Origin of the sequence: Vibrio stylophorae, assembly GCF_921293875.1 — a bacterium.
GTDB classification, from domain to species: Bacteria; Pseudomonadota; Gammaproteobacteria; order Enterobacterales; family Vibrionaceae; genus Vibrio_A; species Vibrio_A stylophorae.
Genome location: NZ_CAKLDI010000001.1, coordinates 2,096,716 through 2,121,145, shown reverse-complemented (window position 1 = coordinate 2,121,145; position 24,430 = coordinate 2,096,716). Strand labels below are relative to the sequence as shown.

Here is a 24,430-nt window from a genome sequence, read left to right as displayed (position 1 = left end):
ACGCAATGGCAATTAAGGTTTTAGTCGTCGACGATTCAAGTTTTTTTCGCCGCCGTGTGAGTGAGATCCTCAATGCAGATGCACGCCTTGAGGTGATCGACACCGCCAACAATGGCAAAGAAGGTGTAGAAAAGGCGCTTTCACTGCGTCCTGATGTCATTACCATGGACATCGAGATGCCAGTGATGGATGGGATTACCGCAGTGCGCGAAATTATGAAGCAGCGCCCTGTGCCGATTTTGATGTTTTCATCACTGACCCATGAAGGCGCGCAAGCAACTTTAGATGCTTTGGATGCCGGTGCTTTAGACTTCATTCCGAAAAAGTTTGAAGACATCGCCCGCGATCGCGAAGAAGCCGTCAGCTTGCTACAAAAACGCGTGGTGGAATTATCTCGCAAGCGTCTGGGCATGCGCCCAGTACGCCCATCAGTTGAAGCGCATACCGCTGCGCCAGCACCTGCTGCGCGTACACCGCTTCGCACCAGCACGCCAGCGGCAAGTGCTGCGCATACAACCGCGCACACCACAGCCCATGCGCCAACGCAAACAGCGGCGCCAATGCGTGCCCCTGCTGCAAGCATGGCGCCAGCACGTTTTCGTGCAACGGGTAAAAACTATCAGTTGGTGGCCATTGGTACATCAACCGGTGGTCCAGTGGCATTGCAGAAAATTTTGACGCTTTTACCGCGTAATTTCCCACTGCCGATTGTGCTGATTCAGCATATGCCGGGAACCTTTACCAATGCGTTCGCTAGCCGTTTGAACAATCTATGCCAGATTGAAGTCAAGGAAGCACAGGACGGCGATCTACTTCGTCCGGGTGTGGCTTATTTGGCTCCAGGCGGTTTGCAAATGATGTTGGATGGTCGCCCAGGTAGCGCTCGCCTCAAAATTCTTGATGGCGGCGACAAAATGAATTACAAGCCCTGCGTTGACGTCACCTTTGGCTCTGCTGCCAAAGTCTTTGGTGATAAAGTGCTCTCCATGATCCTGACCGGGATGGGGGCCGATGGCCGCGAAGGTGCACGCATGCTTAAGCAAGCGGGCGCCACAATCTGGGCTCAGGACGAGGAAAGCTGTGTGGTTTATGGTATGCCACAGGCGGTGGCAAAAGCAGGTATTTCCACAGAAGACCTACCCATCGACCGCATCGCTGAACGGATTAAAGTTGAATTAGGAATCGCATAGTGATCGTTTGGAGTGTCGCGAACCAAAAAGGTGGGGTAGGGAAAACCACCACAACCGTCTCTTTGGCGGGGCTTTTAAGTGAACGCAAAAAGCGCGTGTTGTTGGTTGATACTGATCCTCATGCATCGCTCACCACTTATTTCAACTATGAAAGTGATGAGCTGAAATTAAGTCTGTTTGACCTGTTTCAAGTGCCAGAAGTGACACGCGACGCAGTACAAAAGCTGATCATTCAAACCAAGTATGATCGCATTGATTTGATTCCTGCGCATATGTCCTTGGCGACCCTTGACCGTGTCATGGGAACCAAGGGCGGTATGGGGCTGGTGCTGAAAAAAGCACTGGCCACCATTGAAGATGAATATGACTACGTGCTCATCGATTGCCCACCTATTTTGGGGGTGATGATGGTCAACGCCTTGGCGGCGAGTCGTCGTATTTTGATTCCGGTACAAACGGAATTTTTGGCGATGAAAGGTTTGGAGCGAATGATGCGCACTTTGCAAATCATGCAAAAATCGCGTCCTGCGCCTTTTAAAGTCTGTATTGTGCCGACCATGTATGACAAGCGAACGCGCGCTTCTCTAGAAACTTTGCAGTCTTTAAAACAGAGTTTTCAAGAGCAGGTGTGGGCTTCCGCCATTCCAATCGATACTAAATTCCGTGATGCGAGCTTGAAAAACATGCCGCCATCACTTTATGCCAAGGGCTGTCGCGGCGTTTTTGCCTATAAGACACTACTGAATTATCTGGAGCGCTTAGAGCAAGATGAGCACTAATCGGGCACCTTTAAATAGTGAGCAGGCGCTTGATGATTACTTCATGGCGCTGCTGGAAGAAGATGAGGTACCGGCTCAACTTGAGATGCCGACCGAGTCTGAAGTGCCGCCTGAGGTTCAACTTGCCGTTCAACCTCAGCCCGCTGCGGTCAGTGCGAGCGCTAAGCCCTATGTAGAGCTTGAAAGCGATAAGCAAATTCAGCTGCAACGACTGCTTAGCCAAGTCTCGACAGAGACGGTGCCACAGCTTGCCGTGGCAGTTGAAACAGAAACTAAAACTGAAACAGAAACCAAGGTTGAGACCGAGACGCTCTCGGATCAGCTCGATCCTGATTGGCAAGCCGCGCTGGTTGAAGAAGCGGCCCACGACGCCGCAACGCAAGTGCAACTTGCTGAGCCTGAAGTGGCTGTTGAGACGCTGGTCGATACTGTCGTTGAAACTGAAGTTGAAACTAAAGCGGAAACAGTTGTTGAAGCCTTAGAGACAACCGCGGTTGATATCGCAGTGGACACTGAGGTCGCAACTGAGCTTGCACCGGCTGAAAAAGCCTTGGATTCTGATTGGCATAATATTGAAACAGGTTATGAGTTTCAGGTGCTTTACTTCCTGATTGCTGGCGTCACCTTTGCTGTGCCGCTGAACAATTTAGGGGGCATTCACCGACTCGCTGAAACCAATATTCTTCTAGGTCGCCCTGCATGGTATTTGGGTTTGCAAACCTCAAGAGAGCAACAGCTCGACGTGGTAGATACAGCCCGCTGGGTGATGCCAGATAAGATCACTGATGATCAACATCGTGAAGATTATCAATATATTGTAATGCTGGGTGACAGCAAATGGGGGCTCGCCAGTGATAAACTGATGGGCACCGAAACTCTCGTAAAAGAAGATGTGCGCTGGCGCGAGTCGGAAGGAAAACGACCTTGGCTAGCCGGCATGGTCAAAGAGAAAATGTGTGCTTTGATCCATGTTGAAGCGATGATTAACATGTTGAACGCTGGACTGGATGTTAACGGCGTCGCCTAGTTTGTACAAAGAGGACAACAAATGACTCAGGTTAATGCTGCTGAAATGTATAAAGAAGATAGCAATGATCGTGTGATTCAGTGGGTTACCTTCCAATTGGAAGCAGAAATCTACGGTATCAATGTTATGCAAGTACGTGAAGTGCTGCGTTATACTGAAATTGCACCTGTACCTGGTGCGCCGGATTATGTACTAGGGATCATCAACCTTCGCGGTAACGTGGTCACTGTGATTGATACCCGTGCTCGCTTTGGTTTGATGCCTGGTGAGATCACAGACAATACCCGTATCGTGATTATTGAAGCTGAAAAACAAGTGATTGGTATTTTGGTGGATAGCGTTGCCGAAGTGGTTGATCTGAAAGGTTCAGACATCGACACTACACCAAGCGTTGGTACCGAAGAAAGCGCACGCTTTATTCAGGGCGTGAGCAATCGCGATGGTCAGTTGTTGATCCTTGTTGATTTAAACAAACTGCTCTCTGATGAAGAGTGGGAAGAGATGAGCATGCTGTAATGGCGATCCTCGATTATCTTGCTTACATTACTCTCGCGATCACCATCTGCACTTTTTTGTATGCGGTGGTGGCCATTGCGATGGAGCGCCGAGCGCGGCAAAAATTGGAGCAGAAGTTCCAAAATGCCGAGATCCTGCTGCGCGCCTTTCGCAAGCAAAATGATAGCATCACCAAGCAGTTCAATGAGCTGCGTACTGGTGTGATCAGCATGAGTCAAAAGGTGACTCAACTTGCGCAGGAGATGCAAGAGATCGAAGCCCGTCAGCAAGATGCGCAGCGTAATGACCCAGAAGGCCGACTCTACAGCCGCGCCAGTAAAATGGTGCAACTGGGCGCTGATATCGAAGAGCTGATGACCGAGTGCGAATTGCCAAAGGCTGAAGCCGAACTGCTGATGAACCTGCAAAAAAGAATGCGCAATTCATAGTGTCTAGAGCATAGCGCCTAGAGCCCCGCGCATTATTTGCACCACTGCTCATATCAAGAACAATAAAAAACCACCGCAAGGTGGTTTTTTATTGCCTGTCATATGGGAAAAATCGCAGGCCGTTACGTTAAACCTTTATGGTATTTTTCAACGCATGTACGGCAAATACAGGCTTTCCCCTTTAAGCTTGGCGGCACCAGCACTAACAGCCCACTTGGAAAGGTTACGCTTGGATCCGCACACCAGCATTGCCCATTTTTGGGGTTCAGATTACCGCAGGCGTTACCTCTGCCACAGAGGGGGCAGAGACTCGTTGATAATTCTGCTTGGGTTATTTTCATGAAGGTGTTTTTTATGAGTTAAGAGACGAGTCGCAATAGAGACGGGTCTTGCATGTTGCACAAAATACATGACCTGCGCCCTCATTTTTTGTTTTCCTAATTCCTTGTGAAGAGGCGTAAATATGTGGCTAAAATGAGCAATGAAGGAGCGCAAGCCAAGCGTTTATGTATTTTTGAGAAACTTATTAGTACTACTTACACACGGGAAGATCACTTTGAACTTTTAGTGATTTACACTTGGGACACATAATCCCTAGTTTTATTTTGCGGCAAAACTTGTGACCGCAACTCTTACAAACAAAAAAATACGGTGCGCCCGGAAAAAAGCCAGGCATAGCTACTTCCTTTTTAGCACTAATCTGCCATTGGATTGATCGGCTATTTCATAATTCCGTAGAGAGTTGAGTGCTCCTACCCCTCCCGCGGCTACAGCGATAGAGATTGCTGAAATAGCTGTTGGTAGCCCTAATACAGCTACAGCACCACTACCAATAATTCCACTTGCTGGAGCACCGGTTCCTCCTGAAGTAATTAACACAGTTACTGCGATTCCTATTGCACCAATAGCTATTGTCCAGGCTGCTTTGCCGGTCGCTTTAATTTTCAATACCTTATTTTTTAAGTCACCCTCAATTTCGATAGTGTCCTGCTCACTTTTTAGGGCTTCACCTAAGTCTGCTTCATTGCTAATTGTCACGATATATCTCCTTGTAGTGCTAACAGTATATTCAGCTGCATGTATGGTTTGTACAATCAAGTATTTTCATCAATTTAGCGCGAAATCGCCATTCATTCATTGGCTCACTCCGCATTTCTCATTGAAACTTTCCGCACTGTTGCTGCGCTTTAAACCTTGGTATTTATCCCGTCATAGTTGGGCGGTTGTTTGCCATCGAGAAACCAGGCGTAGGCGATCAGCTCGGCGATCACCCGATAGAGTTGTTCAGGAATTTCCTCACCCACATTGAGGTGGTTCAGCCATTGGCTTAGCTGTTCATCTTGATGAATCAGGCCACCTTGTTCTCGCACCGCTTCAACTAATGCTTGTGCACGCTCTTGGTAGGCTTTTGCCTGCACCTTGGGCGGTTGAATACCATCATAATGAAGCGCAATGGCGCGATGCGTTTTCTTGCGATTGGTCATGATGGCTCCTAAACCTTGGCAAGGTAATGAGGTGGTTGGTTGTCCGATGGGTTGCGTTTGGGTTGCAAGCTAAATTGCAGGGCTTGGCATTGTACGCCCGCTTTGGCTAAGTGATCACACAGCAGTTGTTGGTGCGTTTTGGCACGCTCTAAAAGCGCTGCCGATTCACTTTGGAAATGCAGCGAAAGGGTTTGTTTCAGACCCACCTTGCAATAGAGGCTATCGCCATTTTGGCAAATATAACAAAGGGTGAGGTGCCAGCCTTGCTCGGGCTTTTGTGCTGGCGGTGGCTCCACCGACACACTGATGGGCAGGTGCGGCGCAAAGGGCTGATTCATTTGCCAATGCAAATGAGTGGGTGTTTGCTCGCTGCTGCGACGCTCTGAAAAAAGACGAATCAGCGCTTGCTCGACATCGCTGAAAGTATCTTCGGATGTGAGTTGCGCCATGAGCTGTTGTAGCTGCTGATCTTCAGGGCGCTGTTTGAGCCACTGCGCAAGCTGGGCTGGATCGCGTGGCATCATCAGGCTTTGCACTAAAGGCAGTAGCTGCGGACTTTTCAGTGCCAACAAAATAGGTAACAGGCTTTGCTGGTGGGTAAGCAGCTGGCTCAGTTGTTGCGGATTCAGCTGTTGAAGGTTGAGTTGCGGGCTGCTCGGCGCGCTCTGCGTTGTAGTCTGATTTGAATTTGTCAGCTCAGGCGCAGTTAAATTTGGTGACAGGATTCGCGATAGTTGCGAAATTGTTGCATTGTTAAAATTTAAAGTTAAAGAATTGCTCATAAATCATACCAATGGCGAAGGGAAAGCAGACGGAATGACTGCAGAATGCTAACGATTAACGCATTGTTGTGATAAAGTAAGCAAAAATAATAACAGCTTTGCAATATTTCATGCTTGATGTCGATGCCCTCAGTTGCCAACGCGGTGACTTGTGCTTATTTGAGCACTTGAGTTTCTCGGTTCATCCTGGCGAGCTGGTCCAAATTGAAGGTGCCAACGGGGCAGGTAAAACCACTCTTCTACGTATTCTTGCTGGCTTATCTCAAGCAGATAGCGGCAGTGTGCGCTGGCAAGGCGAGCGCACGTCAGACAATCGTTTGCTTTTTCATGATGCCTTACTCTTTCTCGGTCATCAACCCGGCTTAAAGGCGCAGCTCAGTGCCTATGAAAATCTAGCCTTTTACTCCCAATGTCACGGCCACCAAGCGGATGTGGACGCTATCGAACAAGCGCTTGCCGATGTGGGGCTGTTGGGATTTGAACATGTGCCAGCAGGGCAGCTTTCAGCCGGTCAGCAGCGCCGCGTGTCATTGGCACGACTTTGGCTCAGTGATAAGCCGTTATGGATTCTTGATGAGCCATTAACTGCTATTGATAAACAAGGGGTCAAGCATTTGACCGCGCGTTTTGTCGCGCATGTTGCCGCGGGCGGCAGCATTGTGATGACCACGCACCAAGATTTGGTGTTACCGCAAGGCGAAATTAAGCGAATTCGATTGGGAGCATCTTGATGAATGTGTTTTGGCAGGTGCTGCGCCGCGAAATGTTGATCGCTTTTCGCCAGCGCGCTGACATTGTAAATCCGCTGTGGTTTTTCGTGATGGTGGTAACGCTGTTTCCACTGTCCATTGGTCCGGCTCTTGAGAATCTACAAATCTTTGCACCGGGCATTATTTGGGTCGCGGCTTTGCTGGCTGCGATGCTCTCGCTGGAACGTCTGTTTCGCGATGATTATCTCGATGGCAGCTTAGAGCAGCAGATGCTGATGCCTAGCAGTTTGTCTTTAGTGGTATTGGCAAAGGTGTTTGCCCATTGGTTACTCACAGGCGTGCCGCTGATTTTATTCAGTCCAATTTTGGCGCTGCTACTGGGACTTGATATGCAAGTTTGGCAGGCCACGGCGCTCTCTTTGCTGGTGGGGACACCGATTTTAAGCTTGATTGGCGCCATTGGTGTGGGCTTGACGGTTGCCCTGCGTCGCGGCGGTGTATTGCTGACCTTGTTGGTGATGCCGCTGTATATTCCAGTGCTAATTTTTTCAACGGGCATTATTCAAGCGGCGCAGCTTGGCATGCCCTATAGCGGTCAGCTGGCGATGCTGGCGGCAATGATGTTGGTTGCGGTGGGTCTTGCGCCTTTTGCCACCGCCGCGGCTCTGCGCGTCAGCGTGCAATAACCGCTACGCTTAACAGAAAATAATTTTGAATTTTGAGCAATGTAGGTAACGAGAATGTGGAAATGGTTGCATCCATTTACTAAGGCTGAGAACAGCTACCAGCTGTGCCAGCGATTACAAACACCATTGGCGATTTGTGCGCTTGCTGCCCTCGTGGTGGGATCATTTTGGGGGCTTGTTTTAGCGCCGGATGATTACCAGCAAAGCAGCACAGCACGAATCATGTATATCCACGTTCCTGCGGCGGTTTGGTCCATGGGCGTTTATATGTCCATGGCGATTGCTGCTTTTATCGCTTTGGTTTGGCAGCATCGCATGTCCAGCATGGCGATTGCTGCCATGGCCCCCATTGGCGCGGTGTTTACTGCTATCGCTCTTATCTCTGGTGCGCTTTGGGGCAAGCCGATGTGGGGCGCATGGTGGGTGTGGGATGCACGACTCACCGCAGAGCTCATTCTGCTATTTCTCTATATTGGTGTGATTGCGCTTTACCAAGCCTTTGACGATCAGAAAACAGGCGCTAAAGCGGCGGCCATTTTAACCTTGGTGGGTGTGGTCAATATTCCAATTATTCACTTCTCAGTAGAGTGGTGGAAAACGCTGCACCAAGGCGCGTCGATCACCAAATTTGCCAAGCCTTCCATCGCACCTGAAATGCTATGGCCATTGCTCATTAACTTGGCGGCCTTTGCCCTTATTTTTGCATGGCTGAGTGTGGTGCGTTTTCGCAATCAGCTCTTACTACAAGATATCAATCGCCCATGGGCGCAAGCCATTGCTGCGAAGGAGAAGCGCTAATGCAGTTTCTAATTGAACGCCTTGATTTTGGCGCTTACGCCGGATTTATCTGGGGTGTCTATGGTATCTCCTTTGTGATGCTGCTGTGGTTGGTGATGAGTAGTTATCGTCACCACCGCCAAATTTGCCAAATGATCTTAACCAAGCAACGCCGAGAGCAGCGTATTCAAGCTGCCAAGGATGCTTCTAAGGAGTCGTCACTATGACCCCACGTCGTCGTCAACGTTTAATTTGGGCGGTTGCGCTGTTGCTATTGGCCGGTGTTGCCACCGCATTGATGGTTTATGCGCTGCGTCAAAATATCAATTTCTTCTTTACCCCAACGGAAGTGATTTACGGCAATAAGGATGGTTACATTCCTGAAGTCGGTCAGCGCATTCGCATTGGTGGCATGGTGGAAAAAGGCTCAGTGATCCGCGAGTCTGACTCCTTGGCTATGCAGTTTAAAGTCTCTACCGTAGGACCTGCGGTGACCATCTATTACAGCGGTATTTTGCCGGATCTGTTCCGTGAAGGTCAGGGCATTGTGGCGGAAGGTGAATTGATTAGCCCAAATGAGCTAAAAGCAAGCACCATTCTTGCTAAACATGATGAAGAGTATATGCCGCCAGAAGTGGCCGAAGAGATGGGCAAAATCCATCAGCCGCTTGAATATACCCCACAACAAAAAGGGCTGACGCCATGATTGCTGAACTGGGTCACTTTGCGCTGATTCTGGCGCTTGGCTTGTCAATTTTGCTGAGCTTCTACCCGCTCTACGGTGCTCAGCGCGGCATTTTGCCCTATGTACGACTTGCCAGACCATTGAGCTATGGCATGTTCGCGGCCTTGCTGCTCTCCTTTTTATGCTTGCTTTATGCTTTTTATAGCAACGATTTTACCCTGAACTATGTGGCATCAAACTCCAACAGTTTGCTGCCTTGGTATTACCGTTTAACTGCTGTTTGGGGCGCGCATGAAGGATCATTGCTGCTTTGGGTATTGATTCAATCGCTGTGGGCGGTTGCGGTAGCGCGCTTTAGTCGCGGTATGCCAGATGCAGCAGTTGCCCGCGTATTGGCGGTGATGGGGATGATTTGTGTCGGATTTTTACTGTTTATTTTGCTGACCTCCAACCCATTTACCCGCACATTGCCACTGTTCCCTGTGGATGGTCGTGACCTTAATCCGCTGCTGCAAGATCCGGGTTTGATTATCCATCCACCAATGCTTTACATGGGCTATGTGGGCTTCTCTGTGGCCTTTGCCTTTGCCATCGCCTCTTTGATGACAGGGCGTTTGGATACCGCATGGGCACGTTGGTCTCGCCCTTGGACACAAGCAGCGTGGCTATTTTTAACCTTGGGTATCGCACTAGGCTCTTGGTGGGCTTACTACGAGCTTGGCTGGGGCGGCTGGTGGTTCTGGGATCCCGTTGAAAATGCCTCTTTAATGCCTTGGCTGGCAGGTACGGCCTTGATGCACTCACTGGCGGTGACTGAAAAACGCGGCACCTTTAAGGCTTGGACTGTCTTTTTGGCTATTGCGGCGTTCTCATTGAGTTTGCTCGGCACATTTTTAGTGCGCTCTGGGGTTTTGGTATCAGTGCATGCCTTTGCTTCCGATCCTGCGCGTGGCATGTTTATCCTCGGTTTCCTTGTGGTGGTTATTGGCGGTTCTTTGCTGCTTTATGCGCTCAAAGGTGCGCAGGTGCGCACGCCCGGCAACTATCAACTGTTTTCCCGTGAAAATATGCTGCTCGGCAACAACCTATTGTTGGTTGCAAGCCTTATTGTGGTGCTGCTTGGCACCTTGCTACCGCTGTTTCACAAATCCTTGGGACTTGGCTCAATCTCCATTGGTAAGCCTTTCTTTGATAGCTTATTTGCTTGGCTGATGTTGCCATTTGCACTGCTCTTGGGTGTTGGGCCTTTGGTGCGCTGGCGTAAAGACAACTGGCGCGATTTTATCAAGCCATCGTTGATTATGGGTTTGATTGCCGCACTACTGACCGCATTTTGCATGTGGCAAATGGATGAGCCAGCGCAAGGCATGACGGCCATGGGGATATTCCTCGCATGGTGGATTGTGTTGTGGCATGGCTATGAAACCTATTTGCGCGCGACCCATCGTCATTCATTGGCGACGGGCTTAGGTAAGCTCGGCAATAGTCACTGGGCGATGGTGCTGGGCCATATTGGTTTGGCTGTGACCATGATTGGTATCACCCTGACTGAAAATCATGGCATTGAGCGCGATGTGCTGCTTAAACCGGGTCAGCATGTAGAAGTGGCGGGTTACGATTTTACCTTTAAAGGCTTGCTGCAAAGTGATGGTCCGAACTACCAAGGTTTTACTGGTCAGTTTAATGTCACCCACGATGACCACTTGGTTGCGATTTTGAATGCTGAAAAACGTTTTTATGACGTGCAGCGCTCGATGATGACAGAAGCGGCCATTGATTGGGGGCTCACTCGCGATCTTTATGTCGCTTTGGGCGCGCAAGTGGAAAACAATGCTTGGGAAGTGCGGGTGTACTACAAACCCTTTATTCGCTGGATTTGGGGTGGCTCGATCTTGATGGCCATTGCGGCGTTGATTGCACTGACCGATAAGCGTTATCGCTTTCGTAAAACGCGCACAGCCAAGCAAGCAGATGAGAAGGCGTAGCCGATGAAACGACCATTACTCTTTATTCCTTTGGTGATCTTCCTTGCCTTTGTGGCGTTTTTTGCGGTGCAGTTAATGCGCAATGCACAGGGCGAGGGACCAACTAAGTTGGAGTCTGTGTTGGTGGGACAACCCATGCCTGATTTTGAGCTCAATGATCTGTTTAACCCGCAGATGCAGTATGACAAGAGCCTCTTTCAAGGTGAGCCCATGCTGCTGAATGTTTGGGCGACTTGGTGTCCAACCTGCCTTGCTGAGCATGCTTATCTTAATCAACTCGCCGGTGAAGGCGTGAAAGTGATTGGCCTGAACTACAAGGACAATCGCGAAAAAGCGATTCAGATGCTTAAAACCAAGGGCAATCCTTATCAGGTGACGCTATCGGATCCCACCGGTTTATTGGCCATTGATCTCGGCGTTTATGGCGCACCAGAAACCTATTTGATTGACGCCAATGGCATGATTCGTTATCGCCATGTGGGTGAAGTGAATGCCAAAAACTGGCAAGAGGAGCTTCTCCCTCGTTTTCAAGCGCTACTGGATGAGGTGCAACCATGAAAACTTGGATGATGTTGGTTTTAGGCATTCTCTTAAGCGGCTCTGTGATGGCGGCTGAGGTTTATCAATTTGATGATGCCAAGCAAGAAACCCTATTTCATGAGCTCAGTGCAGAGCTGCGCTGTCCAACCTGTCAGAACAATAGTTTGGCGGACTCCAATGCGCCGCTTGCCAGTGATTTGCGCCGTAAAACATACGAGATGGTGCAAGAGGGCAAGTCGCGCGATGAGATCGTCGATTATATGAAAGCGCGCTATGGCAATTTTATTAGTTATGAGCCGCCGCTAACGGCATCGACGGCGATCCTTTGGTTTGGTCCGGTGCTTTTCCTATTGTTTGGCGCTTTGGTGTTATGGCGCATGAGTAAGCGTGGTAGCCAAGCGGCACCTGAACATTTAAGCGATGAAGAACGCGCTCGTTTAGCTGCGTTGATGCAAGATCAGGAACAAGCACAGAATCAAGATCAGAAGGAGAAAGATGCATGAGTGGATTGATGTTTTTCTTTCTCACTGTTTTATTATTGATTGCCATTGTTTGGGGGCTTCGCAGCGCCTTTCGTCATCAAGACATTGATAATGAACAAGCGGCGCGCGATCATCTCAACCAAGCCTTGTACCATGCACGCAAAGCTGAATTGAGTGATGAAGCGGCGCAGGGCTTGGTGCAAGATGAGCAGGCAATGCAATTGGAATTGCAACATCGTCTATTGGCCGATGTGCCTGAGTCCGCAAATCAATCAGAGCAAACACAATCGCATCTTTCTGCATGGCGACTGGCGCCTGCCGTCGTGCTTTTGGTGGCACTGTGTTATGGCCTTTACTGGCAGTTGGGCAGTTATGGTGAAGTGCGCCAGTGGCAACAGGCCAGTTTGCGTTTACCTGAATTGGTACAGCGACAACAGGAAACCACTTGGGCACCGTTGACAGATGCTGAGCAAGAGCAACTGATTTTGGCACTGCGCACCGAGCTTGATAAAAATCCTAAAGATGTCGATGGCTGGCTGACGTTGGGGGAAGTGGCACTAAATAGTCGTGATTTGGTAACGGCCATTGGCGCGACCCATAAGGCTTATCTGCTTGAACCCAATAGCCCTTTAACGCAGCTCGCCTATGCGCAAAGTTTGCTACTTAGCAATGATGAGGCATCGCATCAGCAAGCGCGTCAATTGCTTCGTACTGTGTTGTCGCAGGATCATCAAAATCTACAAGCGCTCTCATTGCTGGCCTTTGATGCATTCCAGCGTCAAGCCTATCAAGAGGCCATCGGTGCTTGGCAGGTGATGAAGCAGCTGATGCCAGCTGGCGATTCACGTCAACTGATGTTGGATCGCAGCATTGCCAAAGCGCAAGCCGAGCTGGGTATTGTGCCGCAACCACTGCAAACCATTACCATTGAAGCGGCGAAACAGATCAATCTAAAGCAATATCCAAACTTGATTGTGGCAGTTTATAGCCCAGGCGTGGCAGTCCCGGTAGCGGTGAAGCAATTGACGGTAAGCAGCATGCCACAAACCGTTCAATTGGCGGATGGCGATAGCATGATGCCTGATCGCCAACTATCTTCATTAAAAGAGGTGGTGGTCAAAGTTCGTTTGGATAACGATCGCGACATTATGTCGAAGTCAGGAAACTGGTTTGCTGAATCCAAACCTATCCCACTTGGTGAAGCTATTACGCTGAAAATCGATCAGCAGTATGACTGAGCCATTACTTTAATGAAAACTAAGCGCCGTGTATAATCGGCGCTTCTTTTATCAGCATAATTAGGGATAAAACAATGCGATATGGGGTAAGCATCGCGGTGATGCTCGCAGCTTTAACTGGTTGTAGTAGTACCAACTCAGATGGAGTCTCTGATCCATTTGAGCCGGTAAACCGTGTGATGTGGGATTTTAACTATCATATTGTGGATCCATACCTCTACCGTCCAACTGCGCTTTTTTATGCTGAATATGTGCCATCGCCGATTCGAACGGGCACCGCCAATTTTCTCGCCAACCTTGATGAACCCATTAGTTTTGTCAGCACCCTATTGATGGGTGAGGGCGAGATTGCGCTGGATCACTTCAACCGTTTTTGGATTAACTCGACCTTTGGTATTGCGGGCATTTTTGATGTCGCCAGCGCTGCGGGTATTGTTGCCGAAGAGCGTCAGTTAGGTGATACCTTAGGGCACTATGGTGTCGGGCATGGTCCTTATTTGATGATTCCATTTTATGGCCCAACGACCTTTCGAGAAGGCACGGGTGATATTGGCGGTTTTTTTGTTCCCACCTTGTTTGACTTAAATTTCTATCAGGGCGCAGCGAAATGGGGATTACAGGGATTGGATGATCGCGCAGCCGCAGTGGGTCAAGAGCCGCTTATTGAAGCGTCGCCAGATAGTTATATTTTTGTTCGTGATGCGTATTTGCAAAACAGGGATTTTCGCGCCTCAGGCGGAGAAATTAACCTTGAGCAAGACGAGCAAGATGATGAAGATCTTAATGAGTTTATCGATGAATTTGAATGATAAAAATATTGATTTGTTATTGAAGCTAGAAAGATTTTTTTTCCTGTTCACATTATTTATCATGCCTATATCCAAGGCTGGTCTTAATATTTCAATTTCTTTTATTATTTTATCTTATTTAGCCAGGGTGATTTTTTCGGGTGAATTTAGATTTTTTATATTAAAAAATAATATTTTTAAGCTGATGGTGTTTGTATTTGCATTGGGTGTCGTCTCATCTTTTCTATCGGGTAGTTGGAGAGTGTCGCTATCAGAATATGCAAGGCACTATATATTCTTGATTCTTGCTCCGTATTTTGTTTTTTTCTTTCAAAATCGGAAAAGTTGGAGGATGTCTGTTGTTCTATTATCCTTAGGAATGCTGATCGGCGGTTTGTTTAGTTATTGGAATGTAATTCATGTGTCTGTTCTTGATATAAACACCCGTGTGAGTTCATTTTGGGATATAAGCCGATGGGGTGAGTTTATCGTCTATTTTATGTTGCTTATATTCCCTTATGGTGAAGCGAGTAAGCGACACTGGATTATTTTCTTATGCATAAGTTTGTTCATGATTTTTCCATTGCTATGGACGGGATCTAGAGCACCACTATTGATGTTGATTCTATTGGTTGGTGGGTGGACATTATCCCAAGTGCGTAATTGGAAGATAAGCATAATCGCAGCACTTGCTATCGCATTTAGTATATTGATTTGGCTATCTCCAAATATTTTTGATGTGGTGGTATTACGCCTCGAAAGTATTGCAAATATCAAGGATAACTACTCAAATATTGCACGGTTATATATGTGGAAATACGCGTTACTGTTTCAGCTTGATAACATGGAAAATAATTTAGGGCTATTTTTATTTGGAACTGGCTATCATCAACTAGATGTATACTTTACCCCATTCATTGAAAATACTATTGGTGTCGATTTATTGAATGGTAGACTTAATGGTCAGTTTTCATTTCGTGATCACCATAATATATTCTTAAATGCATTTTCAATGCATGGCATTTTATTTTTTTGTGCTTATATCATTTTTCTGTGGGTAGTGTTTTTTAAAAGCTTCAAGGCTGCATTGTTCCATACATTATCTTGGGCATTTGTATTTGTTTTTACTGCGTATTTAGGTGTGGGATTTTTTTTTGGAATTTCAGGAGGGTACTCGGCAATATTTGTTTCGATTGTATTAGCCCTTGCCTACCATATGCCTCTAGAGCTCAAAAATATAACTAAATAATGGGGATGTTATAAAAAAACGCGCCATGGGCGCGTTTTTTTATGGGCATATCGATTTCTAAGCGATTAGAAATGATAACTCGCTTGAACCCCTGCAAGCCAAATACTACCAGTCACATTACCATGGAATTGACCGTATAATTGCGAGCCTTCTTTTTCACCGTCATCGCCTACAGCACGAGGCTCAGATACTTTTGCATCTTTGGCGATAATGTAAGTAAAGGCAGCATCAATGGTTAGTTGTGGTGTTGCCTGATAGCCTAAACCAAGACTTAACCAAGTACGATCGGTTTCAGGAATTGATAGCGTGCGATTGGCATCGGATACGGCACTGGTGTCATAGGCGATACCGCTGCGTAGTGTCAGTGCTTGGCTATATTGGTAGGTGGTACCAATGGCGAAACGGTAGTTATCTTCCCAGTATTCATTTTTAACAGGCACTGCGCCGCCCATTGTTGGAATATCGGCTTCTAGCTTTTCAAAACTGCTCCAATCGGTCCAGTTAAAGCTGGCGTGCATTGCCCATTTGTCGGTCAGTTGATGGTACGAGGCAATTTCAGCTGTCGCGGGTAGGGTTAGCTCTAGGCTACCAGGGGCATGAACAACCTTCATTTGTTTTTTATTAAAGATTTGCGCATTACCTTCAAGGTTTAAATCAACTTCTGAACGGTAGCTTACACCGATACGGTTGTTTTGGTTGAGTTGCCATGCTGCACCCAATTGCCAGCCAAAGGCAAGATCGTCGCCGGACATATATTTAAGTGGTAGGCCTTTAGGGATGGTGACGCCTGGAGCCACAGTTACATTGGATGGTGTTTTTGCGCCCACGGATCCTTCACCATGAACTAAACGCAAACCACCACCAATGCTAAGTTCTGGGGTCAGTTGGTATGCTACATTTGGATTAAATTCAATGGTGGTTACTGATGTTTCATTACCAAAATGAGTTGCTAGGAAGCTATTTTCAAGTTCAGTTTCCATACCAAAGTTGGTCGCGATCGCTAGGCCAACAGCCCATTGGTCATTGAGTTTATGGGATAGATAAAAGTTCGGAATAAAGGCTGATGGCGCCATATCATGTGATGATGTCGCGACGGTTTTACCACCGGTGGCCAAACCTTTAGTTACATAACCATCTACATCAATATTTGGATCAACATAGATCAGACCTGTGGAAACTTGCGTGCCATCTAAATAGGTCAACATGGCTGGGTTACGCCATTGAGCGCCAGCATTGTCTGCCATTGCTGCTTCACCAGCAAATGCACGACCAAGGCCAGTTGCAGAATATTCGGCAAGTTGGAAACCTGCTGCTTGCGCTGTCATTGGAAGAGCCATTGCAACTGCAACAGCGAGTGATAGTTTCTTCTTATTCATCATTACTCTGTTCGCTCAAACGGTTTAAGACCGAAAAGCCGAGATCATACGCCTCGAATTAGAATAATGAATTCTATGACTGCAAAAATGGAAATTTCAGCATAAAAAACTGCAAATTCGTCAATATTGTGCTGATAGATGTTACAAATTGGACTTGACTGGACTGACCTCTATTTTATTTCAGCGTACACTTGTCAATATAAATCATGATTTGAGGCTACAAGTGTACGTTAAAAGCTCAAATGCTAATTGGATGAAATACCACAAATTTGTTATTTGATAGTTTGATTATTAGTGGTTTATCTGACTGTTTTTATATGAATTCTGTTATCGAATGAATCGATTTTGTTCGCTCAAATTGCTCAGGGTACGGCATGTTCTAAAATTTGACGGAGCTTTGTCACTATTTTTGACGCCAAATGTGAATATCGAGCAAAAAATTGATCTATTTCAAAATCTCGCGCTATGGAGACGCTATATTGTTTAGCGTCATCTGACCGCAAGGTCATGAGCAAGATGACAACTTCCTTTTGAAGGCTGACTTTACTTTCTCCTATCAGGCTTTGTCTGAGTTTTGATGTGCATTTGCCATCAAGTAATGAGAAACGACTTTTTTCTTTTTTTAGAACCACGCGATGCGTGGTTTTTTTTTGCCATTTTTACACCCATATCGCGCTGATCAGACCTGAACTGGCAAATGCTAATACCCTGATTACACTTACCTTATACCTTGCAAACCCAAAGGGGTGTTTATGAATCAGGGAAGTTCGCGCGTCGCCATTGTGGCGGGTCTGCGCACACCATTTCTTCGCCAAGGCGGCGCTTATCAGCAGCAGCATGCGATGTTTTTAGGCCAGCGCGTCGCCAATGCGCTTTTACAATCCTCAGGTTTATTGCCCAGCGATCTCGATAAGGTGATTTTTGGTCAGGTGATTCAAACGCCTGCTGCGCCAAATATTGCGCGGGAAATCGTGTTGGGACTGGGCTGGTCCAATGAAATTGACGCCTTTAGTGTGACCCGTGCTTGTGCCACGAGCTTACAAGCCATTGTGAGTGGTGCGCAGAGTATTTTGTCTGGCGAATCTGAGGTGGTGTTGGCTGGTGGCGCGGATTCAAGTTCCATGCTACCCATTGGCGTCTCTGAGCCCTTGGCAGCGGCGCTGCTAAAATTGCAAAAGGCCAAAACATGGTCCAAACGTTGGTCGGCGCTTAAAACATTACGCCCGAAGCATTTAGTCCCTGTGCCGCCTGCGGTCGCTGAATACAGCACCGGCTTGTCCATGGGCCAAACGGCAGAGCAAATGGCCAAGACCTTTGCGATTTCACGACAAGCGCAGGATGCCTTTGCCCATCGCTCTCATCAGCTTGCCGCCAGTGCATGGCAAAATCAGGCATTAACGGCGCAAGTGATGGTGGATTACGCACCGCCATTTCATGCGCCCATTTTGCAAGATGACAATATTCGCTTTGATTCCTGCTTAGAAAGCTATGGCAGGCTTCGTCCTGCTTTTGATAAGCGCCACGGCTCGGTGACTGCGGGTAATAGTACGCCGCTTACCGATGGTGCAGCAGCAGTGATATTGATGTCTGAGGCAAAAGCCAAAAGTGAAGGTCATGCTATTTTGGGTTACCTCAAAAGCTATGCCTTCAATGCTATTGGTGTGGAAAAAAATATGCTGTTGGGGCCTGCATACTCAGTGCCTTTGGCCTTAGATAAGGCGGGTTTATCACTGAAAGATTGCGGTGTGGTCGAGATGCATGAAGCCTTTGCCGCGCAAGCGCTGGCCAATTTAGAGTGCCTTGCCAGCGCGCAGTTTGCCAAAGCGCATCTCAATCGCAGTCAGGCTGTGGGTGAAATCGATGACGCGGTGCTCAATCAACAAGGGGGCTCCTTGGCCTATGGGCATCCATTTGCGGCTACGGGCGCCCGTTTGGTCACCCAAGCGTTGTATCAATTACAGCAAAAACAGCAGCAATATGCATTGGTGACGGCATGCGCCGCCGGTGGATTGGGCGCAGCAATGATTTTGGAGGCGGCATCATGAGTTCATCTGTATTTACCCTCACGGATTTAGACCAACCAGTGGCGATGCTGGCCATCGATGTACCCAAACAAAAGGTCAATACGCTGCAAGCCAGCTTTATCGACGAGCTCACGCCTATTTTGGCACAGCTCAAGGCGGCACCCCAGCTCAAAGGCTTGGTGATTTACTCCACCAAGCCGGATCAATTTATAGCCGGTGCCGACATTCATATGATCAGCGCTTGCGAGAGTGCAGAAGAGGCGCAGCAGTTAGCGCTAGCGGGGCAGGCGCTGTTTGCTGAGATTGCCGCTTTACCCATTCATGTGGTGGCGGCGATTCACGGCCCTTGCCTCGGTGGCGGATTAGAGTTAGCGCTGGCCTGTCATAGCCGAATCGCAACGGATGCCAAGGTAACCAAGCTTGGATTGCCTGAGGTGAAATTGGGTTTGATTCCGGGAACGGGCGGTACTCAGCGACTCCCGCGTCTGATTGGTTTAATGCGCGCCATGCCATTGCTGCTTACGGGCAAAAATTTGGATGGGCGCCGAGCCTATAAGCAAGGGCTGGTGGACGAGTGTGTGGCGTCTGAAATTTTGATCAGCGTTGCCAAACAGCGCGCTTTAGAAGCAAAACCACAGCGTAAAGCTTGGTATCAGCACTCACTGATGGATCAAAGTTGCCGCTGGTCTGTGTCGCGAAAACAAGTGTTTGCTCTGGCAGGGAAAAAAGCCAAAAAACAAAGTGGCGGCCACTATCCTGCCTTGCCAGCACTGCTACAAGTGCTGGAAAAGGGTTTGGCGGATGGCCTTGAGGCCGGTTTAGCTTTAGAAGCCAAATTATTTGGTGAGCTAAGCCAAACGCTAGAGTCAAAAGCGCTGCGTCATCTATTTTTTGCCAGCACAGAAAAGCCAGCGGCGAAGCCAAAAAAAGTAGAACATCATACCGCGCAAATGGGTGTTCTGGGCGGTGGGCTGATGGGCGCGGGAATCGCCCTGACGAGTATTCAGCGTGCCAAACTCCCCGTTTATATTAAGGATATTACGCCAGAAGGGGTCAATCGCGCCTATCAATATATTGATGAGCGCTTGCAAGCGCTGCAAAAACGTCGTCGTTTAACACCGCGAGAGCGCCGTGCTTTGCTCAATCGCGTGCAGGGCGGCACCTTAGATGCGCCGCTTGGTCAATGCGACGTGGTGATAGAGGCGGTCTTTGAGAATTTGCCCTTAAAGCAGCAAATGGTAGCGCTTGTGGAGCAAGTGAGTGCGGATGCCAAGCGGCCGATTATTTTTGCGTCTAACACCTCATCATTGCCCATTGCACAAATTGCCGCGCAGGCGACATCGCCTGAGCGGGTGATTGGTTTGCACTACTTTAGCCCGGTTGAAAAAATGCCGCTGGTCGAGGTGATCCCCCATGCTGGCACTGATGAGCAAACCTTGAGTCAAACTTTGGCGCTTGCAAAGGCGCAGGGTAAAACAGCGATAGTGGTGGCTGATTGCGCAGGTTTTTATGTGAATCGCATTTTGACACCCTATATCAATGAAGCCGTTCGCTTGCTGATTGAAGGGCAGCCCATTGATCATATTGACAAAGCGATGCGTGAATTTGGTTTTCCTGTGGGGCCATTTCAATTGCTGGATGAAGTCGGCTTGGATATTGGCGCGAAAATTACGCCGATTTTGGTTGAAGCCTTGGGTGAGCGATTTGAGCCGCCTGCCGCCTTAACCACTTTGATAGAAGCCAAGCGATTTGGCCGTAAAAATGCGCGCGGTTTTTATCAATACAAAACCTTGCGCGGTAAAAAGCGGCCAGTGGATCATGGCGTCTATCGTTTGCTCAACATCACCCAGAAAGCGCCACTGGATAAGCAAGATATCGCCATGCGCTGTATCGCGCCTTTGGTCAATGAAGCAGTGCGCTGTTTAGATGAAGGGGTGGTTGCTAATACCAATGCTGCCGATATCGGTGCTGTGTTTGGCATTGGTTTCCCACCGTTTTTGGGCGGCCCCATGCATTGGCTAGCGCAGTGTGGTGAGCAAAAAATGTTGGCGGTGATGAATGAATTGGCTCGTTTACACGGCGAGCACCATCGCCCCTGTGATGCGCTGAAAAATAGAAATTAATGGCGCTATCATTGCTAGTCATTGCAACAGAAAAGGCCTCAATCGAGGCCTTTTTTATATGTTTTGATTTGCTGGTTTAAGCCCATCAAAGGGGGCTGTTTCAGCGCTTTTATTTCAGTTTTTGCGCGTCAGCTGTTTGTGGTAAGGCTTTGCCTTTTTGTAGGCGGCGCAGCCAAAACCTCGCTGGGTGCAGCGCTTTGAGCTGAGAGGCACTGAGGGGGATGGGCTCGCCATGAATTTGCGATGCGAGAGATTCTGCAAGCAGCGGTGCACTACACAAACCGCGCGCACCAAGGCCGCCAAGAACAAAGAGATTGTCATAATAAGCTAGCGGTACCTGTTCTAAGTGGATCTTTTGTCCATCTTGCATGTCACTGGCTGCCTGATAATCATCAATGTTTTGCTGGTAGTTGGCCACAATGCCTAGCGCTGGCAGATGATCGCGACTGGCACAGCGCACGCCTACACGGGCGTCCAAATGATCGCTATCAATGGCATTTAACGCAGTGCAATGTGGCAGGGAGGCGCAAAGCTTGGCTTTGTTCTCTTGCTGCTCATTTGAGCGAATGGCCAAATCGGTTTGATTGCGGCCATAGCTTGCACCCAAACAGTGTGTGTGGTGTTTAGGATCCTGCGGCGTGAAATAACCATCGGCACAAAGCACAGTACGAAGCGGCGCAATCTGCGCATTGCTGGGGGCATGGGTAACCTGACCGCGCACCGGATACAGCGGCATGGCTTGGGTTTGTGCAAATTGCGTCACTTGATAGCCATTGGCAAGGATCACCAGCTCATGGCGCACATCCAGTGTTTGGTCATGACCGTACTGACCTTTGAGCTGCCATCCATTTGGATGGGATGCGATGGTTTCGACATGGGTTTGGTAGCAAATCTCCCCGAATGCATGGGCATCAATAGCGGCAAACAGCGCTTGGCAAAGCTGCTGCGGGCACAGCCAGCCACCCTGCGGATAAAATAAACCGGGTTGATCAAGCGCAAGTCCTGCGGTTTGATTACTTTGCTCGGCTGAAAGTGGAGTGATGAGTTCACTGCTAAATGGGCCAGCGGCAATCTGTTCATTTTTTTGTTGCTGCTTCTCATCAAATCCCAAGTGCAGGACGCCGCACCAATCATGGGCGAAGTCGAGATGCTGAGCCAATTGGTCATATTGACGGCGAGCAAAGCCAAAGGCCTGAGCATAAATTTGCGATAGCTCATCATGCTGGCCATTGAGTAGGGGATAAAGTGCCCCTTGACGATTGCCTGATGCGCCAAGGCCAGCTTGTTTGTCTTCGCAGTAAATGGTGACACGATCGCCGCGCTGTAAAAGCTGATGTGCAATGCAGGCCGCAGCAATACCACCACCGATAATGGCGATGGACTGCTGAGGATCTTTTTGATGAGCGCTTGGGCTGGCGTAGGGCGTCGCCTCGCTTTGTGCTCGCGGCCTACGCGCACCAGCAATCATTTCACGCTTATGGCCAAAGCCTTTGACTTTGTGCATCTCAAAGCCAGCCTCGATGAGGCCGCGGCGGACAAACCCGGCTGCGGTAAAGGTGGCTAGAGTGCCTTGGTTTTTACTTAGACGCGCCAAACCTTGAAACAGCGCTTCGGTCCACATTTCAGGGTTTTTGCTGGGCGCAAAGCCATCTAAGAACCACGCGTCCACGATGCCATGCTCGCCACTGACCACTTCGGGTAGGGTTTGGTGAATATCACCGAACCAAAGATCCAAGGTGATAGCGCCGCCTGCAAAAATCAGGCGATGACAACCTGAAATCAAATGCGGGTATTGGCTTTGTAGCTGCTCTGCCCAACTTGCAAGTTCCGGCCACTGAGCATGCGCTTTTTTTAGATCGCTCAGGGCAATGGGAAATTTTTCAAAGGTGACGAAGTGTAATTGGTTGAGCGTCGCTGTGGGATTTGCCTCGCGAAATTGATCAAAGGCTTGCCACGCCGCAAGGAAGTTGAGTCCGGTACCAAATCCTGTTTCTGCAATCACAAAGCGGCGATTGGTATGCGTTAACCAACGCTCAGGGATTTGATTTTGATTGAGAAAAACGTAGCGCGTTTCCTCTAAGCCATTGTCATTTGAGAAATAGACATCATCAAATTGATGTGAGACGGGTGTACCCGCATCGTTCCAGCTAATATTTGCGGATGTAAGGCGTGTTTGGCTCATAGACTTTGAGAATTTGTTAAGATTGGCGCTGATTGTAGCCAATTGCGAGGAAAGCTGACCACTTTATTCCGATAAAGTCGTTATCATCGAGGCAATTGATGTGTAAGGAAAGACAAGTATTATGAAACGAGTTGTCATCACCGGTATGGGGATTATCTCAAGTATCGGCAACAATGTAGAAGAAGTGAAGGCTTCTTTGAAAGCAGGTAAATCTGGGATTTCTCGCTCTGAGCAGTTTGCTGAGCAGGGTCTTCGTAGCCAAGTGTGGGGCGATCTAAAAATTAACCCAGCTGACCATATCGATCGTAAACAAATGCGCTTTATGGGTGATGCTGCGGCTTACGCCTTCCTATCAATGGAACAAGCGATTGCAGACGCCAACCTAACTGAAGAGCAAGTCTCAAATGAGCGCACTGGTCTTGTGGCTGGTTCTGGCGGCGCATCTTCACTAAACCAAGCGGTTGCAGTGGATACGCTTCGCGAGCGCGGCGTGAAACGCATCGGTCCTTACATGGTGCCACGTACCATGTCTTCAACAGTTTCAGCCTGTTTGGCGACTCCATTTAAAATTAAAGGCGTGAACTACACTATGAGTTCTGCCTGTGCGACTTCTGCGCACTGTATCGGCCACGCGGCTGAATTGATCCAACTTGGCAAACAAGATGTTGTGTTCGCAGGTGGCGGTGAAGAGCTGCACTGGACACTGACGATGATGTTTGATGCCATGGGCGCATTGTCAACCAAATACAATGACACACCAGAGCTTGCATCACGCACCTATGATGCAGACCGCGATGGTTTCGTAATCTCTGGTGGCGGCGGTATGTTGGTACTAGAAGAGCTTGAGCACGCTTTGGCGCGCGGCGCGAAAATCTACGCAGAAGTTGTTGGCTACGGCGCAACTTCAGATGGTTACGACATGGTTGCACCATCAGGTGAAGGTGCGGTTCGTTGTATGAAGATGGCGATGAAAGATCTGGATGCGCCAATTGATTACGTGAACACCCACGGCACATCAACCCCTGTGGGCGATGTGAAAGAGCTTGCGGCAATCCAAGAGCTATTTGGTCAAAACAGCCCAGCGATTTCAGCAACCAAAGCGATGACAGGTCACGCATTGGGCGCGGCGGGTGTACATGAAGCAATCTACTCACTGTTGATGCTCGACAATGACTTTATTGCACCAAGCATCAACATTGAAAACCTTGATGAAGCAGCCCACGGGTTGGATATCGTTACCGAGATGCGCGAGCAAGCATTGACCACTGTGATGTCAAACAGCTTTGGCTTCGGTGGTACCAATGCCACATTGGTGATGAAGAAATACCAAGGTTAATTTTGCCCTTCATCTGTTGATGATGGATAAAAATTGGCATAAT

General features: G+C 48.5%; 25 protein-coding genes. 19 read left to right on the top strand and 6 right to left on the bottom strand.

Annotation, left to right across the window (positions count from 1 at the left end):
• Positions 1-5 precede the first annotated feature (5 nt).
• Genes L9P36_RS09790 through L9P36_RS09770 form a run of 5 tightly spaced genes read left to right on the top strand, consistent with a single transcriptional unit; the run spans position 6 to position 3,940 of the window.
• A complete protein-coding gene (locus L9P36_RS09790) occupies positions 6-1,190 on the top strand; it encodes a protein-glutamate methylesterase/protein-glutamine glutaminase (RefSeq protein ID WP_237466495.1) in 1,185 nt (394 codons plus the stop codon).
• Positions 1,190-1,969, top strand: coding sequence for a ParA family protein (locus L9P36_RS09785; protein ID WP_237466494.1), 780 nt, complete (start codon positions 1,190-1,192; stop codon positions 1,967-1,969). Before L9P36_RS09790 ends, L9P36_RS09785 begins: the two co-directional genes overlap by 1 nt.
• Complete coding sequence (locus tag L9P36_RS09780; protein WP_237466493.1) at positions 1,959-2,996, top strand: chemotaxis protein CheW; 1,038 nt, start codon at positions 1,959-1,961, stop codon at positions 2,994-2,996. The genes L9P36_RS09785 and L9P36_RS09780 overlap by 11 nt, the downstream gene beginning before the upstream one ends.
• Positions 2,997-3,017: 21 nt before the next feature.
• Positions 3,018-3,512 (top strand): chemotaxis protein CheW, encoded by a 495-nt coding sequence (locus L9P36_RS09775; RefSeq protein WP_237466492.1) that lies wholly within the window; start codon positions 3,018-3,020, stop codon positions 3,510-3,512.
• Positions 3,512-3,940: a DUF2802 domain-containing protein gene (locus L9P36_RS09770; RefSeq protein ID WP_237466491.1), complete on the top strand. Its 429-nt coding sequence runs from the start codon at positions 3,512-3,514 to the stop codon at positions 3,938-3,940. The genes L9P36_RS09775 and L9P36_RS09770 overlap by 1 nt, the downstream gene beginning before the upstream one ends.
• A gap of 122 nt (positions 3,941-4,062) precedes the next feature.
• On the opposite strand, the gene L9P36_RS09765 is transcribed toward L9P36_RS09770, so the two are convergent.
• The 4 genes from L9P36_RS09765 to L9P36_RS09750 all read right to left on the bottom strand — a co-directional run bounded on the left by L9P36_RS09765 (position 4,063) and on the right by L9P36_RS09750 (position 6,206).
• Positions 4,063-4,281, bottom strand: coding sequence for a cysteine-rich CWC family protein (locus L9P36_RS09765; RefSeq protein ID WP_237466490.1), 219 nt, complete (start codon positions 4,279-4,281; stop codon positions 4,063-4,065).
• A gap of 337 nt (positions 4,282-4,618) precedes the next feature.
• Positions 4,619-4,978 (bottom strand): PM1101 family membrane protein, encoded by a 360-nt coding sequence (locus L9P36_RS09760; RefSeq protein WP_237466489.1) that lies wholly within the window; start codon positions 4,976-4,978, stop codon positions 4,619-4,621.
• A gap of 149 nt (positions 4,979-5,127) precedes the next feature.
• A complete protein-coding gene (locus tag L9P36_RS09755; RefSeq protein WP_237466488.1) occupies positions 5,128-5,424 on the bottom strand; it encodes an EscU/YscU/HrcU family type III secretion system export apparatus switch protein in 297 nt (98 codons plus the stop codon).
• Positions 5,425-5,432: 8 nt separating this feature from the next.
• Positions 5,433-6,206 carry a hypothetical protein gene (locus L9P36_RS09750; protein WP_237466487.1) on the bottom strand — a complete coding sequence of 258 codons (774 nt, stop codon included), beginning with the start codon at positions 6,204-6,206 and terminating at the stop codon, positions 5,433-5,435.
• 110 nt (positions 6,207-6,316) lie between these two features.
• Here L9P36_RS09750 and ccmA point away from each other — a divergent pair, with 110 nt between their 5' ends.
• The 11 genes from ccmA to L9P36_RS09695 all read left to right on the top strand — a co-directional run bounded on the left by ccmA (position 6,317) and on the right by L9P36_RS09695 (position 15,346).
• Positions 6,317-6,937, top strand: a complete 621-nt coding sequence (ccmA, locus tag L9P36_RS09745) for a cytochrome c biogenesis heme-transporting ATPase CcmA (RefSeq protein ID WP_237466486.1) — start codon at positions 6,317-6,319, stop codon at positions 6,935-6,937.
• Positions 6,934-7,602, top strand: a complete 669-nt coding sequence (ccmB, locus tag L9P36_RS09740) for a heme exporter protein CcmB (RefSeq protein ID WP_237466485.1) — start codon at positions 6,934-6,936, stop codon at positions 7,600-7,602. Before ccmA ends, ccmB begins: the two co-directional genes overlap by 4 nt.
• A gap of 54 nt (positions 7,603-7,656) precedes the next feature.
• Positions 7,657-8,400: a heme ABC transporter permease gene (locus L9P36_RS09735; RefSeq protein ID WP_237466484.1), complete on the top strand. Its 744-nt coding sequence runs from the start codon at positions 7,657-7,659 to the stop codon at positions 8,398-8,400.
• Complete coding sequence (gene ccmD, locus L9P36_RS09730; RefSeq protein ID WP_237466483.1) at positions 8,400-8,606, top strand: heme exporter protein CcmD; 207 nt, start codon at positions 8,400-8,402, stop codon at positions 8,604-8,606. Before L9P36_RS09735 ends, ccmD begins: the two co-directional genes overlap by 1 nt.
• On the top strand, positions 8,603-9,085 hold the full coding sequence (gene ccmE / locus L9P36_RS09725) for a cytochrome c maturation protein CcmE (protein ID WP_237466482.1): 483 nt from the start codon (positions 8,603-8,605) through the stop codon (positions 9,083-9,085). The genes ccmD and ccmE overlap by 4 nt, the downstream gene beginning before the upstream one ends.
• Positions 9,082-11,049, top strand: a complete 1,968-nt coding sequence (locus tag L9P36_RS09720) for a heme lyase CcmF/NrfE family subunit (RefSeq protein ID WP_237466481.1) — start codon at positions 9,082-9,084, stop codon at positions 11,047-11,049. Before ccmE ends, L9P36_RS09720 begins: the two co-directional genes overlap by 4 nt.
• A 3-nt stretch (positions 11,050-11,052) precedes the next feature.
• Positions 11,053-11,607 (top strand): DsbE family thiol:disulfide interchange protein, encoded by a 555-nt coding sequence (locus tag L9P36_RS09715; RefSeq protein WP_237466480.1) that lies wholly within the window; start codon positions 11,053-11,055, stop codon positions 11,605-11,607.
• A complete protein-coding gene (locus L9P36_RS09710) occupies positions 11,604-12,092 on the top strand; it encodes a cytochrome c-type biogenesis protein (RefSeq protein WP_237466479.1) in 489 nt (162 codons plus the stop codon). Before L9P36_RS09715 ends, L9P36_RS09710 begins: the two co-directional genes overlap by 4 nt.
• Positions 12,089-13,309, top strand: coding sequence for a c-type cytochrome biogenesis protein CcmI (gene ccmI, locus L9P36_RS09705; protein ID WP_237466478.1), 1,221 nt, complete (start codon positions 12,089-12,091; stop codon positions 13,307-13,309). Before L9P36_RS09710 ends, ccmI begins: the two co-directional genes overlap by 4 nt.
• A 74-nt stretch (positions 13,310-13,383) precedes the next feature.
• On the top strand, positions 13,384-14,118 hold the full coding sequence (locus L9P36_RS09700; RefSeq protein WP_237466477.1) for an MlaA family lipoprotein: 735 nt from the start codon (positions 13,384-13,386) through the stop codon (positions 14,116-14,118).
• On the top strand, positions 14,105-15,346 hold the full coding sequence (locus tag L9P36_RS09695; protein WP_237466476.1) for an O-antigen ligase family protein: 1,242 nt from the start codon (positions 14,105-14,107) through the stop codon (positions 15,344-15,346). The genes L9P36_RS09700 and L9P36_RS09695 overlap by 14 nt, the downstream gene beginning before the upstream one ends.
• A gap of 65 nt (positions 15,347-15,411) precedes the next feature.
• Here the strand turns inward: L9P36_RS09695 and L9P36_RS09690 are convergent, their stop codons facing one another.
• A complete protein-coding gene (locus L9P36_RS09690; RefSeq protein WP_237466475.1) occupies positions 15,412-16,722 on the bottom strand; it encodes an outer membrane protein transport protein in 1,311 nt (436 codons plus the stop codon).
• Positions 16,723-17,474: 752 nt separating this feature from the next.
• Between L9P36_RS09690 and fadI the strand changes: the two genes are divergently transcribed.
• Both fadI and fadJ read left to right on the top strand, forming a co-directional pair.
• Positions 17,475-18,767: an acetyl-CoA C-acyltransferase FadI gene (gene fadI, locus L9P36_RS09685; RefSeq protein WP_237466474.1), complete on the top strand. Its 1,293-nt coding sequence runs from the start codon at positions 17,475-17,477 to the stop codon at positions 18,765-18,767.
• Positions 18,764-20,869 (top strand): fatty acid oxidation complex subunit alpha FadJ, encoded by a 2,106-nt coding sequence (gene fadJ / locus L9P36_RS09680; protein WP_237466473.1) that lies wholly within the window; start codon positions 18,764-18,766, stop codon positions 20,867-20,869. Before fadI ends, fadJ begins: the two co-directional genes overlap by 4 nt.
• Before the next feature lie 109 nt (positions 20,870-20,978).
• On the opposite strand, the gene mnmC is transcribed toward fadJ, so the two are convergent.
• Entirely contained in the window at positions 20,979-23,051 is a 2,073-nt protein-coding gene (mnmC, locus tag L9P36_RS09675; RefSeq protein WP_237466472.1) for a bifunctional tRNA (5-methylaminomethyl-2-thiouridine)(34)-methyltransferase MnmC2/FAD-dependent 5-carboxymethylaminomethyl-2-thiouridine(34) oxidoreductase MnmC1, read from the bottom strand.
• Between the two features lie 121 nt (positions 23,052-23,172).
• On the opposite strand from mnmC, the gene fabB reads away from it, so the two are divergent.
• A complete protein-coding gene (fabB, locus tag L9P36_RS09670; RefSeq protein ID WP_237466471.1) occupies positions 23,173-24,387 on the top strand; it encodes a beta-ketoacyl-ACP synthase I in 1,215 nt (404 codons plus the stop codon).
• Positions 24,388-24,430: the final 43 nt, after the last annotated feature.

What these genes read in the sequence shown, in the direction of transcription:
- L9P36_RS09780 (WP_237466493.1), top strand. Translation starts at nt 1,959, where the DNA reads ATGAGCACTAATCGGGCACCTTTAAATAGTGAGCAGGCGCTTGATGAT.
- L9P36_RS09720 (WP_237466481.1), top strand. Translation starts at nt 9,082, where the DNA reads ATGATTGCTGAACTGGGTCACTTTGCGCTGATTCTGGCGCTTGGCTTG.
- L9P36_RS09775 (WP_237466492.1), top strand. Translation starts at nt 3,018, where the DNA reads ATGACTCAGGTTAATGCTGCTGAAATGTATAAAGAAGATAGCAATGAT.
- L9P36_RS09690 (WP_237466475.1), bottom strand. Translation starts at nt 16,722, where the DNA reads ATGAATAAGAAGAAACTATCACTCGCTGTTGCAGTTGCAATGGCTCTT.
- L9P36_RS09750 (WP_237466487.1), bottom strand. Translation starts at nt 6,206, where the DNA reads ATGAGCAATTCTTTAACTTTAAATTTTAACAATGCAACAATTTCGCAA.
- fabB (WP_237466471.1), top strand. Translation starts at nt 23,173, where the DNA reads ATGAAACGAGTTGTCATCACCGGTATGGGGATTATCTCAAGTATCGGC.
- fadI (WP_237466474.1), top strand. Translation starts at nt 17,475, where the DNA reads ATGAATCAGGGAAGTTCGCGCGTCGCCATTGTGGCGGGTCTGCGCACA.
- ccmE (WP_237466482.1), top strand. Translation starts at nt 8,603, where the DNA reads ATGACCCCACGTCGTCGTCAACGTTTAATTTGGGCGGTTGCGCTGTTG.
- L9P36_RS09755 (WP_237466488.1), bottom strand. Translation starts at nt 5,424, where the DNA reads ATGACCAATCGCAAGAAAACGCATCGCGCCATTGCGCTTCATTATGAT.
- L9P36_RS09710 (WP_237466479.1), top strand. Translation starts at nt 11,604, where the DNA reads ATGAAAACTTGGATGATGTTGGTTTTAGGCATTCTCTTAAGCGGCTCT.
- fadJ (WP_237466473.1), top strand. Translation starts at nt 18,764, where the DNA reads ATGAGTTCATCTGTATTTACCCTCACGGATTTAGACCAACCAGTGGCG.
- L9P36_RS09770 (WP_237466491.1), top strand. Translation starts at nt 3,512, where the DNA reads ATGGCGATCCTCGATTATCTTGCTTACATTACTCTCGCGATCACCATC.
- L9P36_RS09790 (WP_237466495.1), top strand. Translation starts at nt 6, where the DNA reads ATGGCAATTAAGGTTTTAGTCGTCGACGATTCAAGTTTTTTTCGCCGC.
- L9P36_RS09700 (WP_237466477.1), top strand. Translation starts at nt 13,384, where the DNA reads ATGCGATATGGGGTAAGCATCGCGGTGATGCTCGCAGCTTTAACTGGT.
- L9P36_RS09765 (WP_237466490.1), bottom strand. Translation starts at nt 4,281, where the DNA reads ATGAAAATAACCCAAGCAGAATTATCAACGAGTCTCTGCCCCCTCTGT.
- ccmD (WP_237466483.1), top strand. Translation starts at nt 8,400, where the DNA reads ATGCAGTTTCTAATTGAACGCCTTGATTTTGGCGCTTACGCCGGATTT.
- L9P36_RS09735 (WP_237466484.1), top strand. Translation starts at nt 7,657, where the DNA reads ATGTGGAAATGGTTGCATCCATTTACTAAGGCTGAGAACAGCTACCAG.
- mnmC (WP_237466472.1), bottom strand. Translation starts at nt 23,051, where the DNA reads ATGAGCCAAACACGCCTTACATCCGCAAATATTAGCTGGAACGATGCG.
- ccmA (WP_237466486.1), top strand. Translation starts at nt 6,317, where the DNA reads ATGCTTGATGTCGATGCCCTCAGTTGCCAACGCGGTGACTTGTGCTTA.
- ccmI (WP_237466478.1), top strand. Translation starts at nt 12,089, where the DNA reads ATGAGTGGATTGATGTTTTTCTTTCTCACTGTTTTATTATTGATTGCC.
- L9P36_RS09715 (WP_237466480.1), top strand. Translation starts at nt 11,053, where the DNA reads ATGAAACGACCATTACTCTTTATTCCTTTGGTGATCTTCCTTGCCTTT.
- L9P36_RS09695 (WP_237466476.1), top strand. Translation starts at nt 14,105, where the DNA reads ATGAATTTGAATGATAAAAATATTGATTTGTTATTGAAGCTAGAAAGA.